Here is a 21,303-nt window from a genome sequence, read left to right on the forward strand (position 1 = left end):
TGATTGTCATCATATTCCTACTTTTTTGGACATCTAAGCATCATTTTATCAAGCAGCTTCCTGTATTGCATTTGTTGGCCCCTTTTTCATCAGCATGTTTTTCAAAATAATGTTGATGCTCATCTTCAGCCTGATAGAATGTAGTTGCAGGGACGATTTCCGTAAGTATTTTCTTTTTCGGACCCAGTGATTTCTGCATCTTTTCCATTGAGTCTATGGCTGCTTGCCTCTGTTCTTCATCATGGTAGAATATAGATGACCTGTAATGGCTGCCTGCATACTCTGGCATGCCAGCCAGTGAAGAAGCGTCGTTGACATCCCAGTTTTGTTTTATCAATTCTTCATGGGTCAGGGAGGGATCATGCAGGTTCCAGAAAAACTCCAGCAACTCAGAATAGCCTACGACGGAAGGATCAAAAATAACTTCAACTGCTTCAGCATGACCTGTCTTTCCACTTAACACTTCGATGTAGCCAGGGTTTTCCCTGAAACCTCCCGTATATCCTACACGCGTTCCTGTAACACCTTCGATCTTCATGAAAACATCTTCAGCTCCCCAGAAACAACCTGTGGCAAATGTAGCTTTTTCCATAGTAGGTCTCCTTTTAGTGATTACTTAGAGTCAAATTTTCATTTCATGGTATTAGATATTTCTTATCATCAATCCTTTTAAGTCTTTATTGCATATGAACCAGTGATCCGGAAGAAAAAATGAGCTTAAAAGACGAACTCCATGGAAAAATTCCCACAAATGTCCTTGAGAAACTTCCCAACCGTTTTGATATTATCGGTGATATCGCCGTAGTATCAATTCCCGGAAGTATGGGCAATTACAAGCAGGACATAGCTTCAGCTATCATGGAAAGGATGAAGAACATAAGAATGGTACTCAACAAAATCTCAAAACTTGAAGGTGACAGAAGGATTGCCGAATTTGAGATCATTGTGGGTAACAGCACCGAAACTATTCACAGGGAATTCGGCTTTTCTTACAGGATTGATCTTCAAAAATCTTTTTTCAACGGACGGCTTGCATTTGAGAGAAAGCGGATTGCTTCTCTGGTGAAGCCCGGAGAAAATGTACTTGTTCCTTTTTCGGGAGTAGGTCCCTTCGCAATTCCCTCTGCAGCAGCAGGGGCAAGGGTAGTTGCAGTGGAAATGAATAGTGATGCCTGCATATGCCTAAAAGAGAATTGCAGGCTCAATAAGGTTGAAGAGCATATCAGCATCATCAATGCCGATGCCAATAACATACCCAATATTCTGAGAGAAGATTTTGACAGGGCTATCATTCCCACTCCTTATGGGATGGATCATTTTCTGGAAACAATTTCTGGACTCGTGAAAGCTGGCGGACATTTACATTTTTACACTTTCAAGGTCAAAGAACAGATACCGGAGCTTGTCGAAGTTTATGAAAATATGGGATTCGAGACCGAATTCTATCGAAGATGTGGTAATGTAGCACCCGGAGTCAGCAGATGGGTGTTTGATCTGAGAAAAAAAGAAAAATAGAAAGGAACGGCTACTTACATTGATTCGGGAGCAGCTATTCCAAGCGTGTCGAGTGTATTTGCAAGAACTATCCTTGCACAGTCCACAAGACCGAGCCTGACATCCCTAAGCTCTTCCTCTTCGGCATTTATTACAGGCACAAAACGATAGAACTGATTGAAGGACTCTGCAAGTTCCCTTGCATAAATTGCAATTGAATTAGGTTTCAATTCCCTTGCAGATGCTTCAATGACACTGTCAAAGGAAGCCATCTTCTTTATCAGGTCCACTTCAGTATCCTCTACAAGCAAGGACGGATCAATTGGCCTGGAAGAATCCCAGAGACCGTCTTCTTCTGCTTTCTTGAGAATATTGCATGCGCGAGCATGTGAATATTGTATGAAGGGACCTCCCTGTTTCTCAAAGTCAAGGGCTTCCTCCCAATTGAAAACCGTGGACTTTTCAGGGGAGACTTTAACTATATCATACCTTACAGCACCTATACCTACGTTTCTGGCAACTTCTTTTTTGAACTCATCCGGCATCTCAGGCCGGCGTTTATCCACTTCAGTATATGCCTGCTTCTCTATCTGGTCAAGCAATTCGTCAGCAGAGATGAACTTTCCTCTGCGAGTGCTCATGGAACCTTCAGGAAGGGAAACGAATTCGAATATAACTATCTCCGGTTCACGTTTGCCTATAGCATTCAATGTTGCCTTGAGCTGTCCGGATATCAGCTTGTGATCCGCACCTAAGACATCTATCATTCTGTCAGCCCTCTCACCCTTCCATTCATGGTATGCGAGGTCACGTGTGGTATAGAGAGATGTTCCATCGGAACGTTGGATAACAAGTGTCTTTTCAAAGCCATAATCTGAGAGGTCTACAACAAGGGCACCTTTATCAATTTCAGTCCTGCCAGTTGCCTTTATTTCCTCAACTATACGGGAAACCGCACCTGAATGAATAAAACCGGATTCATATGGGAAACTGTCATGCTCAACATTCATGCGTAAGAGGGTTTCCTTGATACCATCCACTGCAAAAGAAACAGCCTCATCAAAGCTCTTAATGGTCGCCTCATCACCTTTTTCTACCAGCTGCATACGACTGTCAATCTCAGATACTTTATCAGGATTTTCAGTTAGCTCTGCATTGGCCTTTATGTAAACATCTGCGATTGCATGATCGGGTTTTTTCGTGGTGTCAAACTCAAACTGCGAAAGAGCCCATGAAACAATAGCAATCTGGCGACCCATGTCGTTGACATAGTATTGAGTCTCCACATCGTAGCCTGCACGCATGAGCACACGCTTGAGGGTATCACCTATTATGGAATTACGGATATGGCCCACGTGAAGGGGACCGTTGGGATTTGCGGATGTATGCTCCAGCAATATCCTTCCTTCACAGAAACCTCCTCCGAATCCATCTTCCTCCTGCCTTATCCTGAGAACAGTCTCATCGATATAATCCCGGCTTGCATCTATGTTTATGTAGGGACCCGCCGTGGTGACCTTACCAATGAGAGAATCATCCGGCAGGATAATTGCCTCTGCTATCCTTTCGGCAAGTTCTTTGGGATTCTGCTTTGCCTGTGCTGCAAGCCGGAAAGCAACCTTTGAAGCAATATCGGCATGCTGGGAAGCTTCCAATCCCAGATCATCTACCTGAAAACCCAGTGATGCAAGGGCATCTCCCAGAGCTGAAGTAACCTGTTTTTTAAATTCAAGGAACAAGATAACACCTCAAAATGAGTTTATACACCTGTATTGAAGCGCAGTATAGCAACTATTCCACCAAAGGCATTGAGCAACTGTGAACCCTCGTCAAAGTCAGTTGATATGAACTGTACATCAGTTGCCATCTGGTCTGCAAGTTCAGACAACTCATCCACTGTATCAACTCTTTCAACTATCTCAAGAGTGCTGCCACATTTAGGACAGTTACCTGCTGAACTTTCCTGTTCGCCCGGTGTGAATTTTCGGGTTTCCTTGCTCTCATAATCACCTGTGGGACACTGCAAGGTCAGGCGCTCAGCCCTGAGACCCTCGGATATCATCAATACTTCTACGGCTCCTATGCTCAAATTCTCTCTGACCTGTGCCTCGCCATAGGCAGCTTTTCCGGAATCAGATACTAGCTCAGTGAGGAAACGCTGCATGAGTTTTTTCTCAACCATCAGATCAATATCTGAAAGCCTCTCACTGGCAGCATTGACCAGTTCGGCAAGACCTGATTCATCCGTATAAGCGACATCAAAAAGTCCCAGCATTTTCTTCTGCAATTCATGGTGCAGGAATTCTCCTGATTCGAATTCTTCCTTAGTTGGTGAAGGACCACCTATGAGAACACCCTCAAAGTCCTTATGATCTACCGTAAGGAATACTTCGCTTGCAGCATCACCGATTCGTTTATAGAAGTCATGGATGGCAATAAGTCTCAATTGCTGGAACCTGTGAGCACTCTGACCACCTTTTCTCTGTTTTCCAGGAACTGCAGATGTGAGATGCCTGTATGACTCGATATGTTTGCCTACCAGCAGACCAACTGTTGCCTCTCTTCTGTCAAGCACAAGCAGGCCGAATGTTTTTGCGTCCCTTAGCATTTCCTCAAGCGGTTCAAGGAAGAACGATGAGTCACAATGGTACCTGTAGGTAACTATAGGCTGTGGAGGCTCGACTATCATAGACTCCATATTTGTCTTGTTGGCACCTATGTCTACGGCACCGGTAAAGAAAACGATACCATTCTCAGGGACTTCCACATACCTGAGCCTCGAAAGCAGGGATTCCAACGCACCCTGGACATTATCTTTTGTAACCTTTGATTTAATGTTGGAAGCCTGGCCGTGCTCTGTCCTGAGCTGGGAGGTGATATCGGATATTTGCTTTCCGGGAGGAATATAAAGTGATATCAGTTCGGTACCACGACCCTTCTTGCTTCGCAGTTCCTCTAACTGTTTCTTGAATTCGTACTTAGAATGAGCAGATTGTTCTGACATATTGAAAATACTCCGCGATTGAAGTGAACTATGATTATTTCCTATCTTCGATTCGATTGTGATGCCATATGTACTTCTAACTATAAATATAGATTGTGACACGGAGACTTCTGCAAGCCAGTTTCCTTTCAGTCAAACAAGATGTGATACTGATCCGTCCTTGGAAAGCAAGACTACCCTGCTGATCTCAACATCATCGGCAACTTTGTATCCAAGGTTTTCAGCGATCTTACCGGAGAAGTCAAGAACCTCTTCATGAGAAGGCATAGCTTCACGTGGCAACCTTTTCCTGGAAAAGCCAAGGTGCATGTAAGCTTTGACTTCTATATAATCAGGCTCTGCTTTTTTAATAAGTTCAGCATAAGCTTCCGGCTTGAACATATTTACACCCTTGATCAAAGTTATACGTATGACAGTTCTTGTATCTTTGCTCCGAAGTATATCCAGGGATTCGTTTATCCTGTCCCAGAGTTCAGGAGACTTTGGAACACAGACTTTTTCATAAGTTTGCAGGTCCGGTGCATCCAGGCTCATGTAAAGCTGTGAGGGGTTTATTTTTTCAATCATCAGGGGTACCGTACCATTGCTTACTACAAAGGTAGTAAAACCCTGTTTTTTAAACTCTCCGATAAGTTCCGGAAGTTGTGGGAAAAGTGTGGGTTCCCCTGAAAGGGATATTGCTACATGACGTGGTTCGTTGCCCTCCGCCCAGAGTTCCCGGGGAGCTGAGCCTCCAAAGCCGGAAATTAACTTTCGCTGAGAATCAATACATGACCCCACTATTTCCACTGGAGAATTCCAGTCTGCAGGAATAGGCACATCGATTTCTGTAGGCCTCCAACAGTGAAGACATTTCTGATTACACATAAGAGTAGGCGTCATCTGTAAACAACGATGTGACTGTATACCGTAAAAAACGGATTTATAGCATTCGCCTTCATCCTTGATGGCTCTTCCAAGCCAGAGACATGTCTTCACTGCCGAATGCTTACCTGCAAGACTATATCCCTGTTTCTTCAAAAGGCTCTTGAAATCCGTAATATCCCGGACCTTTTGCTTTCTTCTGGACATTTTGGTGTAGTTAAAATTTTGATATATATAAAGTATAGGTACAGATAGAGAATACTGTAAGCCAATATTTAAAAAAAATTAGAGAAAATACAGAGGTGCCTAAAAGGCGGTTCCCCTGTATTTAAGGAGAGAAAATGTGGTTTGGTACCTTAATATTTGTGGCTTTTTGCCATCTCGACCATTGCCTGGAGGTTCTCGGTAGGAGTCTTGCTCACAATACCACATCCAGGGCCAAGGAGGCCAATTCCTGCATCCAATACCTTCTGTGACTCTTCCCTGATAGCTTCAGGTGTCTGGTTCCAGAGCATGTTAACAGGATCGAGGTTACCTACTATGACAGCTCTCTCTACATTTCCTACAGCTGTTGCAGCATCTACATTCTGGTCAACACTGATACCGTCTACACCACATGTTTCCATGAGTGCAAGACCCTGGGTTGTGTCACCACAGATATGCAGTACGGTAGTTACACCGAGCTCACGCATTGCGTCGCAGATTCTCTTGTGGAAAGGTACAACGAACTTCTCGTAGAATTCATTACCGATAAGCTGTGCACTTGCGGTTGGGTCAATGATGACCATTGTGTCTGCACCGTTCTCGACCATCTTCTTGGCATATGCAACACTGAAATCAGTTGAGAATTCCATGAGTGCAAGACCGAATTCCTCATTTGTCATGATAGCCATGAACCAGTCATCACCATTGATGTGCTGTGAAAGGGAGAAAGGACCGATCATACTACCCATGATAGGAAGTTCGTCTCCGTACTTGTCTGCAAGGATCTTGATAGCATCACAAACAACGTTAATTCTTCCTTCGTTGAGGTCATAGCCTTTGAGCTTGTCGATATCTTCAATGGTCTTGACAACGTGACCAACAACTGATGGCTGCTGTTCCTGTGTACCGTCCTTGATCTCACAGCCAAAGAATTCTGCTTCTGCGGTGATGTCAAAAGGAACACGCACAGCTTCAAAACCGACTACGGTGTGGCCTGCCTCTGCAAGTGTTGCCATCTTTTCTGCATCATAGTTTGCCTCGGGCCAGAATGCTCCACAGGCTTCCATCTGTTCAACGGTTCCGGTCTGAGTGACTGATATTGCAGGCATCCTGTCAACAGGCTCGCCTTTAAGTGCTCTTGCTAATCTTTCTTTTGGAGTGTATTCAACCATAATATTAAGCTCCTGATATGTATAGTAGGGTGGAAAAAGGATTACACGAATATATATTTTGCGATACACTATCAGCTAAGCTTAAATAGAACCTATGACTCAGAATTACCCGTAAAGGATAAGTAGAAGAAAACTAAAGTTTGAAGTATAAAAGACAGATTAACGAAAATAAATATAAAACCTTTGAAAGATAGCGTTTTTCAAGAAAAAGAAAGAGAATCTTTCAAATTTAATTTTATGTTCTTGAAAAGAATAATCAATATAAAGATAAGACAAGAGTAATTTCACCAAAGATACAAGAAAGGGAAAAATATAAATTGCATAACACATACCCATCTGAAAAAGCTGAGCTTGTATTTTATCTGAGATATTTGTATTACTATGATGATTTACCAATAACAAGGATACAGTTAAAAAACAGTTCTTTAACTAAAATTTATAGATTGGTAAAGCAGACGTGCTTAGAAAACTATATATACATAACAGTAAAGAGCATTTTGTTCAGAAAAAAGTACTAAGCATTTATTTATTGTACAGGGGGACTTTGAGAAATTACTTTGAGACACAGGTGTGAACATGCAAAACATGTACAAATATCTTAAAAGCGCAATCGAAGGTGAGAGAAAAACCGAAAAGCAACATGATCTAGAAGTATTCAAGCTGTCAGAGGAGCTTGCCTTAAAATATGACATTGAATATGATGGAGAAAGTTTCGTACCTAATGATCTCGTAATGGCAGACGCTACTTTTGAGGCAGGAATAGAACTCCTGCATTCTGTAGGAATCTACTGCAGAAGTACGGAAAGAGTAATCAAGATAGATGAAGAGGATATACTCAAATCTCTTAACGTTATCAACCCACTAGAAATTGGCAGACTAAAGGAAAAAGTTTCCATACCACACAGGTATCCACTGGTTTCAATCCCACCGATTATCATAGGCGGGCCGATGGGCGGAAGCGTCTCCGAGAAGATGTTTATATACACCAATTTAAGTGCAGCGATGGAAAATGTTGTCCAGGGAATCTACAGTGGAGCAATGAAACAGTTCTGTGGGGAATATATTCAGCCAAAGAGCCCTCTGGAGATGTTAGCTGTCCTGAAGGCAGCAAGAAATGAAAGACTTGCTACAAAAATAGCAGGACGTGAAGGGCTTGCACTTATGGGACCGAGCACACCTACTCTTCCAACATCTTACCTGCTTCTTTCGTCCGGCGAACTATACTCAAGTGCTGATCCTCAGGAAGTCTACATGGATGATCTTAAAATTGATTATGAAACGCTCTCCAAATGTATCTTCCATCAGGAACATGGCAATCATTACATTTCCGGCCAGGTGCCTGTTTTCGGAGGGCCATGTATTGGCACACCTGAAGGACTGGCAATCGTCGATGTGGCAGAGACACTTCAATCAAAGGTGCTTGCACACTCCAGCATCCATGCTTCCGGGGCCGTACATGTGGATTCCGGTTCATCTTCGACAAAGGAAGTAATGTGGGCCTCCAACCTTTCATCTCTTGCAATCTCCCGCAATATGAACTATTACACCGCAAGATATTACTGGAATACAGCTGGCATATGCACGGAAATGATGTTCTATGAGACTGCCGCCCAGGCAATAGGAGATACTGTCTGCGGAAGGGACATACTTCTTGGACCGGTAGGAGCGCGGGGAGGAGTACCAGACCACTCATCCGGCCTGGAATCAAGATTCATGGGAGAAATTTCTCAGATGGCAACCCACCTGTCACTGGAAGAAGCTGACAAGCTGGTATCTAAGATCTACTCCAAATACGAAGATAAACTCAATGATCCACCTGAAGGAAAACCTTTCGACAAGTGCTATACAATCAAATCCGAATATGATCTCGAACCCTCCGAAGAATATAACTCACTCTACAGAAAAGTTTCATACGAGATATTGGGCGATTTTCCGGGAGAACCTGTCTAAAAAGAAGAAACAGGAACATTTTCTTTAAAATCGTCTCAGGCCCAAGTAACCTTATCTTAAAGTCCCTTTGGCAAATCAATCGCATCAACCGGACATTTCTCGTAGCAATTTCCACATTCCAGGCAGATCGAACTATCTATGTCATAGATAGACCCCTCACTGATAGCTCCAACAGGGCATGCATCCTTGCAAATGCCACATGCAATACAATTCTCATTGATCAGGTAACCGCTTTGTTCTACTGTGGCACCTCCAAAAGCAAACCTCTCACTTTTAGGAGGAGCTATTGACAGATCAAATATCTCTCCAGTACCTTTTGGAAGGCAAAAAACCTCAAGAATGCTTTTTGTATCACCTGGATATAACTGGTTGAGAACAGGGTTTTTTTCAAATATTTTTTCGAGAAGACTTTGACCGATAAATTCTATTTTTCCTTTGACCCTTACAGTGACGTAATTTTTATCCATTGCCACAATGGCAATCTCAGGATTTTCCTGCAGTTGCTTATAGTATGGTTTTCCCCGTGCAACAACGAAATAAAGTTTGCCATTTTCATTCAGCATTACATCAGCTATTCTAATTGCCGGCATACCCTTATCAACAGTTGCAACAGATACGGATTTTATATTTCTCAAAAATTTCAGTGGATCTTCCATTTCATCACACCATAACCTTTATTGCTAAAATTGAATAGGACAAATTCTTCATGGGAACTTGTTCCTGATGCTTGATAATATATTCCTCACAAACTGTAGAAATTATTAACAGTCATTTCGAGGAATTATGTCATCTCCATACTCAGATAAGCAGTTTGCACTGCCTACATGAACTCTTCCTGGTTTCACTTTGAGAAGCATTTTCTAGAACTTCCAGATATTTAAGTTGGAATTCTACTGCTCTGGAATCAACAGGCATCAAGTGAAATGTTTCGTACAAAATTATTGAGAGAAATGTTGAAACTACAACATCTATAAAAGTGAAATATTGTCTGACTGAAAAAGGCAGTAATCGGGCTGGAATTTTACGTTCTATGATCAATGGAGCCAGAAATAGTACAATTCTTGAACTCTAATTCTGCGCTTGGAATCAATAAGTAAAAGCAGTAGACTTCTATCGGTATCAATCTACCAAAAAGAACTCAAAAAATAAAATCGCCAGCGGTGATTAGACGCTGGCCATTAGGGAAGTGATAAACTAGTTATCACAGGGATTTAGGACTTAGAATACAAGTCCAAGCTCTTCGAGCTTCTTGCGTGCGCCTTCGTAGACCTTCACATACTCGTCGGTTGGTGTTACGGTAGCGATGTCGTAACATTCCTGGAAAGTCTTACCCTCTGGTGCACTTGCATAGTCATTCTCGTAGAGTTTGACAAGAGAGTCGAGAATCTTGTTGACTTCTCCAATATCCATACCGGATGTTGCTCTTGCGACCTCTCCCATCATCCTTGCTTCCATACCTGTTGTCTTGTCCTGAACAACACCCTTTGCAGCTGCAACACCGGACAGAATCTCACGGCCGGATGCAGTGTCAGTCATGGACTGTGCGGATGCTTCAAGCAGGCACATCTCGGTACATGGACCAGCACATGGGTAGTACTGGTTACCGGAAAGCATGTCAGTGAACTCTGAGATGGTTGCACAGGTCCAGCCTGCGATCATCAGAGTTTCCCTGGTGTTGGTAGAGCCCCAGCGGATGTGCACAGGACCGTCAAGGTGCCAGCTGGCATTGCTCATAACAAAAGCATTGATGTGGGTTGCGATATCAACGATAGCAGTCTCTTCTATGCCGCCGGCATAGCCACCAAAGATTGGCATCTGCTCATCCATGATGATGTCGCTGTTACCCTGATAGTGTGCCATGACACAAACTGCGTCAAGGTCGATCTTAAGTTCATTGAGCTGGGATACTTCGTGACTATCACTGCAGACCTGGCCACCGACGCAGTCTGAAGCGATATTTCCCTGAGCGGACAGGGAAGTCTCTGGTCCCTATATGCCTATTCCTGGCCTTCCGGCCATTGCTGCTGCGGTCTTGATGAGCCTTGTCTCGGTCTTGGCAGCGAGTACTTCGTAAGGAGTCTTTGGAATTGGAGGCTTGCCACGGACAGTCATCATGACACCGTTAACGATGGTGTCGATTTCCTTCTCAAGAGCGTAGCTCATGTGAACAGGCATGAACATGTCTTCTGAGATAGGGGAACCGGTTGGACCACCCTGAACGATTGGCTTTTTCTTGTCGCCTACGTTTCTTTTCCTGACGTTTACGGAGTCACGACCGGTTCCGAGTACGAATTCCTTCTGCACGTTGTTGATTGAGTCCCAGATTTCATCCTCGGTGTATTTTACTACACGGCTTGTGTCGGTACAGAAGATACCGCACTCAAGAAGCATGTCGAAACCTGCCTTGAACAGGTTTGCCATCATGTCCTTGTCGGTTGGAACGAATTCGTTCTTGAAGTCAAGGTTGTATTTCTGTTTGAGCTCCATTGCTTTCATAGGGATTGTCATGAGGTCCCAGTCGTCCTGGGTCATTTTCTCTCCCTTCTTTGCACGCTCATAGAATTCAAAACAATCTAATGATCTTGAAAATGCCATCTTTGAACTCTCCCTTATTTCATTATCTCAAGAGCTACACGTGCTGCATCTGCTGCATTTTCTGCTGTTGCGTCTGCGCCGATTTCCTCGATCCATGAGTCGGATACAGGTGCTCCGCCGAACATGATCTTGACGTCGTCCCTGAGACCTTCTTCCTTGAGCATCTCTACTGTGTCTTTCTGACCAAGCATGGATGTTGTCATGAGTGCTGAACCCACAAGGATGAGCTTCTGGCCCTTGTTCTTTGCTACTTCTTCAACGACAGCATCGTTTGTTATGTCTACACCAAGATCGATGATGTTGAATCCGTTTGCACCGAGCATGGTTGTGACTAAACGGTGACCGATATCGTGGATGTCGCCTTCCTGTACATATGTGATTGCTGTTCCTGCACCTTCTCCGGTCTTTTCTTCTGCAAGGATAGGGGTGAGAATTTCCATTGCTGCGTTCATGGCCTTAGCGGACATCATGATCTGTGGAAGGTAGATCTCGGCTGCTTCGAACCTGTCACCGACGATCTTCATTCCGACGGAAAGGCCGCCTTCGATTGCTTCAACTGCACCGATACCAGCATCCAGGGCTTCCTGGGTAGCTGCTGCACAGCCGTTGATATCCTGATTGACTATAGCGTCTCTGAGTTTGTCTAAAAGTTCTTGATTGGACATGTTTTACCTCCATGTTAATGATTGATTGCTAGCTCAAGACAAGGAAGTGATGGAAGTTTTTGGATACGATTTTCCATCAACTTCCTGCAAAGAGCTAAGGAATACGGTATCCATCTACCGTGATCCTATAATATTTACGTTACCTCTTATATTAGATAGGTATAAAGCAAATATAGAAAATAATTTATACCTGCACTTGCCAACGAAGGCAGGTACAGGCATTCTTAAGCTTCCGGATACAGTCAACGACCGTTTTCAGAAGCAAAAGTTATTTACTCAATCTGCTTTCTGAACTGCTCACAGCTGTTGATCTTAATATCCAAGATCTTCTCGATGTTCATCTTTGCTGCAATTCCCTTTGGAGCTCCTGCAACAGAGGTGATTACACCGATACCAAGCTCTTCTCTGAGTTCCCTCATGACATATTCGTCACTGAGGTCAAGAGTTGAAACTTCCAGTTTCTTTGCAACGTATTCCTTTGCTTCTCCAATTCTCATGTTCTTCTCGAACTGCATCCTTGCAACAAGGTCTCCTGCTGCTCTGATACCGCTCATTCCGGAAGCCATTATGTGAGAGATCGGCATACCCACTGGGTCGCCGACCCCTATCTATATACCATCGACGCCAGCAATTTCGACCATCGCTTTGCTGGCCCTTGAAACAGCATCAATTGGAGGGGTCTCGAACATTGGAATACCGCCTACACCCATACCCATATCTACATGACATGGAAGTGATGAAGCTTCAACAGCTGCCTTGATGAATGTAACAGCTCTTCCAAGGTTCCATGCTGCAGTTTTGCTGGTATTTGTGTTCACAACAGGACCGAATACGTTTGCACCGGCCTTTGCTACCAATGGAGCCTGCTGGTGTGGCCACAGACCTGCAAGTACTGTACCATCGTATTCCATCTCACCGTGAAGACCGAGCAGAAGTTCTCCTGCCATACCTGCTTCAATGTAAATGTCAGGGTACTGCTCTCTCAATGCCTCGATTGCGTGGAGGGATGCAAACATGTCACCGTCTCCAGCAGCACCAATTGTATCGAAGTTAACACCGTCTGCACCGGATGCCATGAGTCTCTGCATGATCCAGACAATGTCCCTTGTAAGGTGTTCAGCTGAATGTTCCATGGATTCCTGTGCTTCTCTGATCTTGAAAGCCTTCATCAAATCTCCTGGGTTCTCGAAAGGACCGTCAGGAGTGTAGTAAAGACCCATGTTTGGCATTGCACCGTAAAGAAGAGGAACGATCATGTTCTGCTGGCAAACTTCCATTGTCTGCATTTCCTGTGCAATGACAGGTTTTACTGGCTTGTAACTGTAGTCGATGTGGCCCAGTTCCATTGTGTCAGCACCGAATGCCCTCTCGTGCATCATTGCACCAACGAGCCTGCTGGCGGGAATACCTACACCACTGTTACCCTGGTCACCATCGATCCTGATGGTACCGATATCGTGGGTTACAGGAACTTCCTTACCTGCTTCAACACCAACCATTCTAGCTGGCATTGTCATAATCTCAACAAGCTTGTCAAGTTCATCTTCACTAAGTTCAGGGATTTCTCCAAGATCTGCAGCATCTGCCATACCTTCCCTGAGGTCTGCCATGATCTGCTCCTTTGTCATGAAGATTCTTTTTCCGTCTCCCATTCTCAATGCATATTCTGTTGTCATGAATAACACCTGACTTAAATGAGTAATTCTTTAGCTTTTGCAACAGCTTCACTTGCATTCTCTGCATAGCAGTCTGCGCCGATCTTCTCAGCCCATGCATGGGTTGCAGGTGCGCCACCTACCATGATCTTTATGTTGTCACGCATGCCCTGTTCCTTGAGCATCTCGATGACATCTTTCTGACCCTGGAGGGTTGTGGTCATGAGTGCGGACATTCCTACCATGTCAGCATCAGTTTCCTTAATCTTGTCAATAAAGACCTGAAGAGGAACATCTCTGCCAATGTCGTGGACTTCAAATCCTGCGGACTGAAGCATTGTGGACACAATGGATTTACCGATGTCGTGAACGTCTCCCTCGACTGTACCGTTGACGATTACGCCGAGCTTCTTGCTTGCAGCGTCCTTTGGCATGTCTGCTTCAAGGAGAGCTACACCAGCTTCCATTGCACCGGCTGCCATCATAACGTGTGGAAGGAATAACTTACCTCTCTCAAAGAGAATACCTACTTCGTTCATTCCTGCTGCAAGACCATTCTCAATAATATCTGCAGGAGCGATGCCCTGACCTCTTGCTTTTTCTACAGCTGCCTCGACAGCATCGTTTTTACAGGAAACGATGGCATCTGACAGTTCTTTGTACATTTCTTCGTTACTCATTACTATACCTCGTTAAATTTTGATAATTTTAGAATTTATCATCCTGCTAATAGTGAAAGACACCTTCAGCAAGACAAATAGCATATATATACGACATATATATATATTCCCTCCAAAGTCCGCATATAAACTTTTCCCCATCCGGGGGCGAATATCTACTATATATATTTTTCTGCATATAATGCCACAAACCATCAAATAAAAGAATAGAAAAAGTAGACTATAAAAAATATACCTACATCACGAAGATGCAGGTATACCTGACTTTTCTATTCAATATATTGTGGCTGTTTCTCAATCCCCGCTTAGAATTGTGAAACGAAAGTTCGTGCCTGCCAGAGTGCAAGTAAAGCAACGACAAGAATCACTACCATCCATAACACATCTGCAGCAGGCAAAGGTGAATTTACCCAGTAAGCGTTGTAAGCTTCCATTGCGGCTTCTGATTGTACCATTTGAAATCCTCCATCAGACATACGTCAAACAAGCATCTGCGGCCCTTGCTCTTCCAAAGTCGGTGAGCACATATCTATGAAGAAGGAAACCTTTCTTGTAGATTCCGTCTTCATCAACCTTGACCTCAACATCCTTGAGCATTCCACCTGAAGCAAGTTCGATTATATCGAAGTTGATAGAATCTCTTCGGAAATCTCCTTTGAGATTGTACTCTTTCTGAATCTGCTGAACGATTTCGTAGTTCCATTTACTATCGCTACACAGCTCAAGTATTCTGAACTTTATCGGGCGTAGTTCCGCCATTTTAGTCACCTCTCAAAGATTCCATTTCACCTGTATCTTCTGAGAACATTATAGTACTTCCGGCAAGACAAAGAGCACCTCCAAGCAGGATAGTCCATCCAGGAATATCTCCGAAGAAAAGTGCAATGAAGACAACTGCCATCAGACCGTAGAGGTTTCCGATACCCTGTCCTCTGCCCACACCAATAAGCGGGAAGGATTTGTACCATGCAACATAACAGAAACCAAACGTAATTCCTGCGAACATCAATACCAGAATTGTAAGTGGCTCGAATGCAAGGAGTGCGTACTTGATCATTGGGAATCCAGCTATAACAAGCAGAGGAATAGCAATGATCCACCAGATGATATTTTCACCAAGGAACCTTAGTGTAAGACCAACATCAGGCTCTGCGATATCAAGACCCTTACCTGCAACAGCACCTTCAATACCCCAGCCGGCAGCTGCCATAAGTCCACCAACGTAGCCGATCCACGCAACGTTGCCGTTACCAAGTTCTGTAAGCAGACCGCCACCGAATATAGTGATACCACCGACAATGATGAAACCAATACCTACAAATGCACGCTTGGTTATCTTTTCACCATACCATTTGGAAGCAAGTATTGAACCTACTACAGGATACATAAGAGCTGCAACTGCTGCAAAAGCTCCTCCTACAAAACCCATAGCAATGAAAGAACCCAATATGGCCATAGGGCCACCAAAAATAGACGCAAGGAAGAACCATTTGGAACACGGGTTGAATTCTTTTACCGTTCTCTTCATTTCTCCGAACTTTCCAAGAACTCCATTCCAGACTCCAAGAGCAATAATAACTGTTAATGCATTAAGCGCCGTAATGAGAACCGCCACTATTACCAGTGCGACCCCATCGCCACTTCCTGCAGCTATTTCACCATACATCTCATCGAAAGGATTAAGTACCCAGACGACAGTACCGGGGATATACCACAGACCCCAGAGCACTGCACAAAATAGGGCCCACATATAACCGAACTTTACTCGACGTTGGTGTTCCTGTTTTTTTAATAGTTTTAAATCCACGCAAATACCTCCATTTTAAGCTTTTTTTATTTGCCTACAAAAGACAAATACCTTTTTATCCGGAATAATCCAGATGGGGAGTAGATACAAAAAAATGATTTGATGCCAGCTCTGCTGTTACGCGATCCGACTAAAAACCTGGATAAAGGTCTACTATAAAGATAATTGGATTCCAATGATTTTGTAACCGCTAACATGATAATGCCTTGCTGACAGCTCATCATCTTTTTGAGGTGCACAAAAATATTAAGGGACAGACCAATGACCGGCTCCAAAAGATCCGGATCATATTTTGGAAATATTACCACATTTCCCAAAAGCACCCATTACCACAAGGAATAACCTTTGTGAACAGTAAAGGATGTAGCCGAAGCTACATCACTACTGTAAATCTTCTGATATCAGAAGAGTTCAGTGATCTTGGCTACAGCATCGGTAGCATTTTCGCCATAGATGTCTGCACCAATCTTGTCAGCCCAGTCCTGGGTTACAGGTGCGCCGCCGACCATTGTCTTGACTGAGTCGCGAACTCCTGCTTCCTTGAGCTGCTCTTCGATCTGAATCTGGCTGACCATTGTTGTGGTCATAAGAGCAGATGAAGCAACTACCTGAGCATTGGTTTCCTTTACTTTCTCAACGTAGTCTTTAATTGCTACATCTCTTCCAAGGTCTACAACCTTGAAACCAGCGATCTTGAGCATTGTTGCAACGATATCCTTACCAATTGAGTGGATATCTCCCTCGATGGTACCGATAACGACTGTACCTTTGCTCTCTGTCTCGCTTCCTGCCTTCTCAAGTGCAGGTGTAAGTACAGCTACTCCTGCACTCATTGCTTCTGATGCTGCAATTACGTGAGGAAGGAATAATGTACCTGCTTCAAACTGATCTCCAACTTCGTTCATAGCTGCAGTGAAACCGTCCTGGATAAGGTCTACAGGATCTACATTTGCATCAAGGCCTTCCTGGGCTGCTGCTGCTGCTTCTTCATCATCGAAATCGAGAATAGCTGCTTTTGCTTTCGCAATAATTTCTTCTTTAGTTGCCATTTTTATAACCTCCATATTTACATACTGGCTCTGAATGCTTTGTCAGCCTTTTCTACGACTGCCTGCATGTCCTTGAGCAGGTCAGCATCTATTGGTGCTACTTCGTGGTTCTTCATGACGTCAACGACTTTTTCATGAGCAACCGTTGCGATATCCTTTGCACCAGCCATTTCCCAGTCTCCGTACATCAGCCTGTCAATCAGCATTGGGCTGGATGGGAGATCAATGTTCTTCCTTGTAGTCTTGTGTGCAAGGAAGTTGTTTCCAATACCTACCTGGTCGATAGAGTCAACTGCCATGGTCTCTTCGTTCACAGGGATTCCCTGCATTGCCTTCTTTGTCATTGAGATCATGTCGTTGTCAAGAACGAGCTGTTCAAGTGAGAAGGTCATACCAAGCTCAAGCATACCTGCGCCGTAAAGGGTGTTTGCACCAGCCAATGAGGGGAAAAGAGTAGTCATTGTCTTCTCATGGCCAGCCTGGCCATCAGGTATCTTGGCATCTGCCTACGAGCCTGCCACAAATGTTGGGAGGCCATAGTACTGACCAAGCTTTGCGACAGCTGCACTTATAAGACCGAGCTCAGGGGAACCTACAGGAGCAGTACCCTTCTTCAGGTCGAATGTTGTGGTGGAACTGCCGTACCATACTGCTGCACCTGGCTTGACCAGCTGTGCGAGTACGATACCGGAGAGTACCTCAGCGTTGTGTGTTACAAGTGTACCTGCAAGGTGTACTGGGGATGAACCGCCGGCCATTGCCATACTGAGTACGTTAACTGGTGTACCGAATCTTGCACCCTTTATGATAACCTGACATGCATTGTCACCGAGTTCAAGTGGGCTTGTAGGACAGAGCAGTGTTGAGAATATAGGCTTCTTGCGTGCTTCCTCATCATCTCCGCCATAGTATGCGGTAGCTATTTGCTGATAGTATTCCACGTTCTCGCCTACAGGGTCGATGTGGTGGAAGTGCTTTGTTGTGTTCATCAATGGTGTCAGTGTCTCGTGGACATCCTGTGCACCTTTTCCTGCCCAGTCCCTTGCGGAAACTGAAAGTGAGAAGTAGTTGATGTTCTCTGCCCAGTCACAGAGTTTTGCTGTGTCAGCGAGGTCCTTGTCTGTTGAATCAACAGTTACGTACTTACCAGGAGCCTCGTAGTTGCACATCTTGACACCGGTACCGAAGCAGGTCCAGTGTACCTTTCCTTTGTGCTCCTGCTTGACATTGTTCTTCTTGTCACGGCCCCAGAGGACAAACTTAGAAGGACAGTCGCGTAATGCTCTGTTAACTACAAACTCAGGAATCCTGACGATTTGTGTTTTTTCATCGACTAAACAGCCACCTTCTTTAAAGATAGCTCTTGCTTCAGCGTCTGAAACCTGGATACCAGTGTTAATAAAGACATCCATTGTAGCATAGTGAAGAGCTCTGAGATCGTCCTCAGAGAAAAGCTCCAGCTTTACACCATCTAATGGAGTTCTACCTGGGAAATATTGTTTTACCATTTCTTAACCTCCAATTTATGCAATTTAAATTCAAGACATCGTACCAAGAAATATTGTACGGGATGTCAAGGGGATGTAATCATGCTTTACAGCATTTTTCTCCTAGACATGCGTATTTGTTTCTTGTATATAAGCTTTTCATACGAGTCTAGTATTTATATTTTTCTTCATTTGGCGAAAAAAGGATTTTATTTAAAGATTGCCCTTAAAAATCATTGCTAGAAAAAAAATAACGTTGACAGACGCCGGTTATAAATTAGTAAACCTAATTTACTATTAGACAAGTAAAGTTTACTGCTTTCCTAGAATAAATATTTTTCGCATAAATTATGCAAATTTTCTAGTATAAAGCAATATCTATTCAGAAAAGAGTATATTATAAAACCAGGATCAAGAGATAAAAAACAATTAACCAGATAAATTATACTTTAAAAATATATAATTAATTTTTCTGCCGCACATGATTGTCTTAGTAGAAGAAAGAATGATAACAAGGGTGATTTTCTTCACTATATATACATTTCTAATAGTGCAAATGTACCAGCTACCCAAAGATAGAAGTAAGTGCCTCTTGATAATGATTTTTGAGTTAACGGCGTTTAAACCAATGCGCAATGTTTATCTACATGTTTTGGATAACTGCATCCACATAAAATAATTAGAAGGGCCTAAAAATCACATGAGGTGCTACGGAAATATGAAATACAGCCTTGGAATCGATGCAGGTGGAACGTATACAGATGCAGTGCTTTTGAGAGATACTGATGAAGAGATAATCGACTCAAGCAAAGCATTGACAAGTTATCCTGACCCTCTCGAAGGAATCAGGAACGCTATTAACGGACTTGATCAGAGTTATTTGGATAAGGTTAAGGTCGTATCAGTTTCAACCACACTTTCCACTAACAGTATCCTTGAGGGAACAGGATTTCCGGTAGCTTTGATACTTATCGGCAAGTATGAAATTACAAAAGAACTCCCCACAAAACACCATATACAGGTAGCTGGAGGACACGATCATAATGGCATTGAAACCGAGGCAGTAGACCTTCGTTCCATAGAAGAGTTCGCACTTAAGGTTAAAGACAGGGTTTCAGCTTTTGCTATCTCATCATACTTCAGTATAAGAAACCATGATCATGAACTTGAAGCAAAGAAAATAATAGGGGAACTTACAGGATTACCTGTAGTCTGTGGACATGAACTTTCCCAGGACCTGGGTGCATATGAAAGAGCAGTTACTGCTTTTTTGAATGCTCAATTAATACCGGTGACAGAAAGATTCATGGGCACAGTAAAATCAGAGATTAAGTCAAGGGGAATGGATGCAAAGGTGTTCATGCTCAAATGTGACGGTTCAGTAGTAGGAATACAGGAAGCTCTCAGAAAACCAATTGAATCCATATTCTCAGGACCTGCAGGAAGCCTTGTAGGAGCTTCATTCCTTGCAGAAAAAGGAACTTGTGCCGTTATAGATGTGGGAGGAACCAGCACGGATGTCTCAGTAATCTACAATGGTGTTCCCGAAATGAGTGATGCGGGAGCCGTCGTAGGTGGCTGGCAGACCAGAGTCAAGGCCATTAGAATGGAAACATCTGCAATGGGAGGAGACAGCCATATATGGGTCAAAGCTAAAAAAATCAGCATCGGACCCAGAAGAGTCATACCACTTTGCCGTGCAGCAGTCCTTTATCCTGATTTCCTGAAACATCTGAAAGTAAATCCTATTCCTTCAAAACGAATACTTGGAATAAACCATCAACCTACAAAATTCTATGTGAGAACCGATTATGAGGCCATTGAAATAAGTGATGGTGAAAAGGAGATACTGGACTCGGTCAAAAAAGAACCTACATCTATTACGGAAATATTCAACAGGATAAAAAAGTACCCATCAAGCGAATTGATAGATCGTCTCATACAGAAAAGACTCATACAGGCAATCGGTTTCACTCCTACGGATGCGCTTCATGTGCTCGGAGACTACACCGAAAGGAATGTTGAAGCTGCAAACACCGGTGCTGACATGCTGGCATCACTTGCAGATATGGACAGATATGAATTTGCAAATCATGTAAAGAGAGAATTTACCAAAAATATGGCATCTAATCTTGTTTCCTTCTTCCTGGAAGGCATTCCTAAAAACGAGGTCAGAAGAATATTTGACATTGATTCTCCGGCTAAGTTCAAAGTAGATGTTCCCATAGTTCTCATAGGAGGACCTGTTGCTCCTTTTGCAGAAGACTTACGTAAAATACTGGACGCAGAAATAATCTTGCCTACTTTTTCAAATGTAGGAAACGCTGCCGGTGCACTTGCTGCAAAAGGAATTCGCCGTGCAGAGATACTCATCCGACCAGCATCAATGGCTGCTCCTGATTGGGAATTCCTGGTCTTCTCCGAAAGAGGGAAAGACAGTTTCTATCAATATGAGGAAGCCCTTGAATATGCAATCAATCTCGGGGAAACTATGATAATTGATTACATGAAGGATGCAGGATTGGGGTCAGAACACATCCAGATAGACGTTAAAAAGGAAGAAATAATCCCGGAAGGATGGGTAAAACCAATGGAGACAAAACTTGTTGTCCTTGGAGTTGGTACAAAAAACGAGGCAATATAAACAAGGAATTTTCAGGCCGGTACAAATTTTCGA

At 43.5% G+C, this 21,303-nt stretch carries 16 protein-coding genes and 3 pseudogenes; 4 read left to right on the forward strand and 15 right to left on the reverse strand.

The window, feature by feature from the left end; genetic code table 11:
• Positions 1–40 precede the first annotated feature (40 nt).
• On the reverse strand, positions 41–592 hold the full coding sequence (locus V7O62_RS08810) for a peptide-methionine (S)-S-oxide reductase MsrA (protein WP_406655934.1): 552 nt from the start codon (positions 590–592) through the stop codon (positions 41–43).
• 119 nt (positions 593–711) lie between these two features.
• Here V7O62_RS08810 and V7O62_RS08815 point away from each other — a divergent pair, with 119 nt between their 5' ends.
• Positions 712–1,515: a class I SAM-dependent methyltransferase gene (locus tag V7O62_RS08815; RefSeq protein WP_406655935.1), complete on the forward strand. Its 804-nt coding sequence runs from the start codon at positions 712–714 to the stop codon at positions 1,513–1,515.
• A gap of 14 nt (positions 1,516–1,529) precedes the next feature.
• Here V7O62_RS08815 and argS read toward each other — a convergent pair whose 3' ends face one another.
• From argS to mtbA, 4 genes are all read right to left on the reverse strand, one after another.
• Complete coding sequence (gene argS, locus V7O62_RS08820) at positions 1,530–3,233, reverse strand: arginine--tRNA ligase (protein WP_406655936.1); 1,704 nt, start codon at positions 3,231–3,233, stop codon at positions 1,530–1,532.
• Positions 3,234–3,253: 20 nt separating this feature from the next.
• On the reverse strand, positions 3,254–4,498 hold the full coding sequence (prf1, locus tag V7O62_RS08825) for a peptide chain release factor aRF-1 (protein ID WP_406655937.1): 1,245 nt from the start codon (positions 4,496–4,498) through the stop codon (positions 3,254–3,256).
• Between the two features lie 132 nt (positions 4,499–4,630).
• Positions 4,631–5,569, reverse strand: a complete 939-nt coding sequence (gene twy1 / locus V7O62_RS08830) for a 4-demethylwyosine synthase TYW1 (protein ID WP_406655938.1) — start codon at positions 5,567–5,569, stop codon at positions 4,631–4,633.
• A gap of 149 nt (positions 5,570–5,718) precedes the next feature.
• On the reverse strand, positions 5,719–6,738 hold the full coding sequence (gene mtbA / locus V7O62_RS08835) for a methylcobamide:CoM methyltransferase MtbA (protein WP_406655939.1): 1,020 nt from the start codon (positions 6,736–6,738) through the stop codon (positions 5,719–5,721).
• A gap of 576 nt (positions 6,739–7,314) precedes the next feature.
• Here mtbA and V7O62_RS08840 point away from each other — a divergent pair.
• Positions 7,315–8,688, forward strand: a complete 1,374-nt coding sequence (locus V7O62_RS08840) for a monomethylamine:corrinoid methyltransferase (protein ID WP_406655940.1) — start codon at positions 7,315–7,317, stop codon at positions 8,686–8,688.
• Positions 8,689–8,744: 56 nt separating this feature from the next.
• Here the strand turns inward: V7O62_RS08840 and V7O62_RS08845 are convergent, their stop codons facing one another.
• On the reverse strand, positions 8,745–9,344 hold the full coding sequence (locus V7O62_RS08845) for a 4Fe-4S binding protein (protein WP_406655941.1): 600 nt from the start codon (positions 9,342–9,344) through the stop codon (positions 8,745–8,747).
• Positions 9,345–9,628: 284 nt separating this feature from the next.
• On the opposite strand from V7O62_RS08845, the gene V7O62_RS08850 reads away from it, so the two are divergent.
• Positions 9,629–9,760, forward strand: a complete 132-nt coding sequence (locus V7O62_RS08850) for a hypothetical protein (protein WP_406658276.1) — start codon at positions 9,629–9,631, stop codon at positions 9,758–9,760.
• 146 nt (positions 9,761–9,906) lie between these two features.
• On the opposite strand, the pseudogene V7O62_RS08855 reads toward V7O62_RS08850, so the two are convergent.
• From V7O62_RS08855 to mttB, 9 genes and pseudogenes are all read right to left on the reverse strand, one after another.
• Positions 9,907–11,283 (reverse strand): annotated as a pseudogene (locus V7O62_RS08855) (monomethylamine:corrinoid methyltransferase).
• Between the two features lie 14 nt (positions 11,284–11,297).
• Positions 11,298–11,948 carry a methyltransferase cognate corrinoid protein gene (locus V7O62_RS08860; RefSeq protein WP_406655942.1) on the reverse strand — a complete coding sequence of 217 codons (651 nt, stop codon included), beginning with the start codon at positions 11,946–11,948 and terminating at the stop codon, positions 11,298–11,300.
• A 272-nt stretch (positions 11,949–12,220) separates the two neighbouring features.
• Positions 12,221–13,624, reverse strand: a pseudogene (gene mtbB / locus V7O62_RS08865) ([dimethylamine--corrinoid protein] Co-methyltransferase).
• Between the two features lie 14 nt (positions 13,625–13,638).
• Positions 13,639–14,283, reverse strand: coding sequence for a dimethylamine corrinoid protein MtbC (gene mtbC / locus V7O62_RS08870; RefSeq protein WP_406655943.1), 645 nt, complete (start codon positions 14,281–14,283; stop codon positions 13,639–13,641).
• A gap of 305 nt (positions 14,284–14,588) precedes the next feature.
• The gene (locus tag V7O62_RS08875; protein WP_406655944.1) at positions 14,589–14,738 is read right to left on the reverse strand and encodes a hypothetical protein; all 150 of its coding nucleotides are present in this window, start codon (positions 14,736–14,738) and stop codon (positions 14,589–14,591) included.
• Positions 14,739–14,751: 13 nt separating this feature from the next.
• Positions 14,752–15,042, reverse strand: coding sequence for a hypothetical protein (locus tag V7O62_RS08880; protein ID WP_406655945.1), 291 nt, complete (start codon positions 15,040–15,042; stop codon positions 14,752–14,754).
• Between the two features lies 1 nt (position 15,043).
• A complete protein-coding gene (locus V7O62_RS08885; protein ID WP_406655946.1) occupies positions 15,044–16,090 on the reverse strand; it encodes a hypothetical protein in 1,047 nt (348 codons plus the stop codon).
• A 401-nt stretch (positions 16,091–16,491) separates the two neighbouring features.
• Positions 16,492–17,139, reverse strand: coding sequence for a methyltransferase cognate corrinoid protein (locus V7O62_RS08890; protein WP_406655947.1), 648 nt, complete (start codon positions 17,137–17,139; stop codon positions 16,492–16,494).
• A 17-nt stretch (positions 17,140–17,156) separates the two neighbouring features.
• Positions 17,157–18,647 (reverse strand): annotated as a pseudogene (gene mttB, locus V7O62_RS08895) ([trimethylamine--corrinoid protein] Co-methyltransferase).
• 697 nt (positions 18,648–19,344) lie between these two features.
• On the opposite strand from mttB, the gene V7O62_RS08900 reads away from it, so the two are divergent.
• On the forward strand, positions 19,345–21,270 hold the full coding sequence (locus V7O62_RS08900) for a hydantoinase/oxoprolinase family protein (protein WP_406655948.1): 1,926 nt from the start codon (positions 19,345–19,347) through the stop codon (positions 21,268–21,270).
• Positions 21,271–21,303: the final 33 nt, after the last annotated feature.

The organism is Methanolobus sp. ZRKC2 (genome assembly GCF_045291185.1).
Taxonomy (GTDB): domain Archaea; phylum Halobacteriota; class Methanosarcinia; order Methanosarcinales; family Methanosarcinaceae; genus Methanolobus.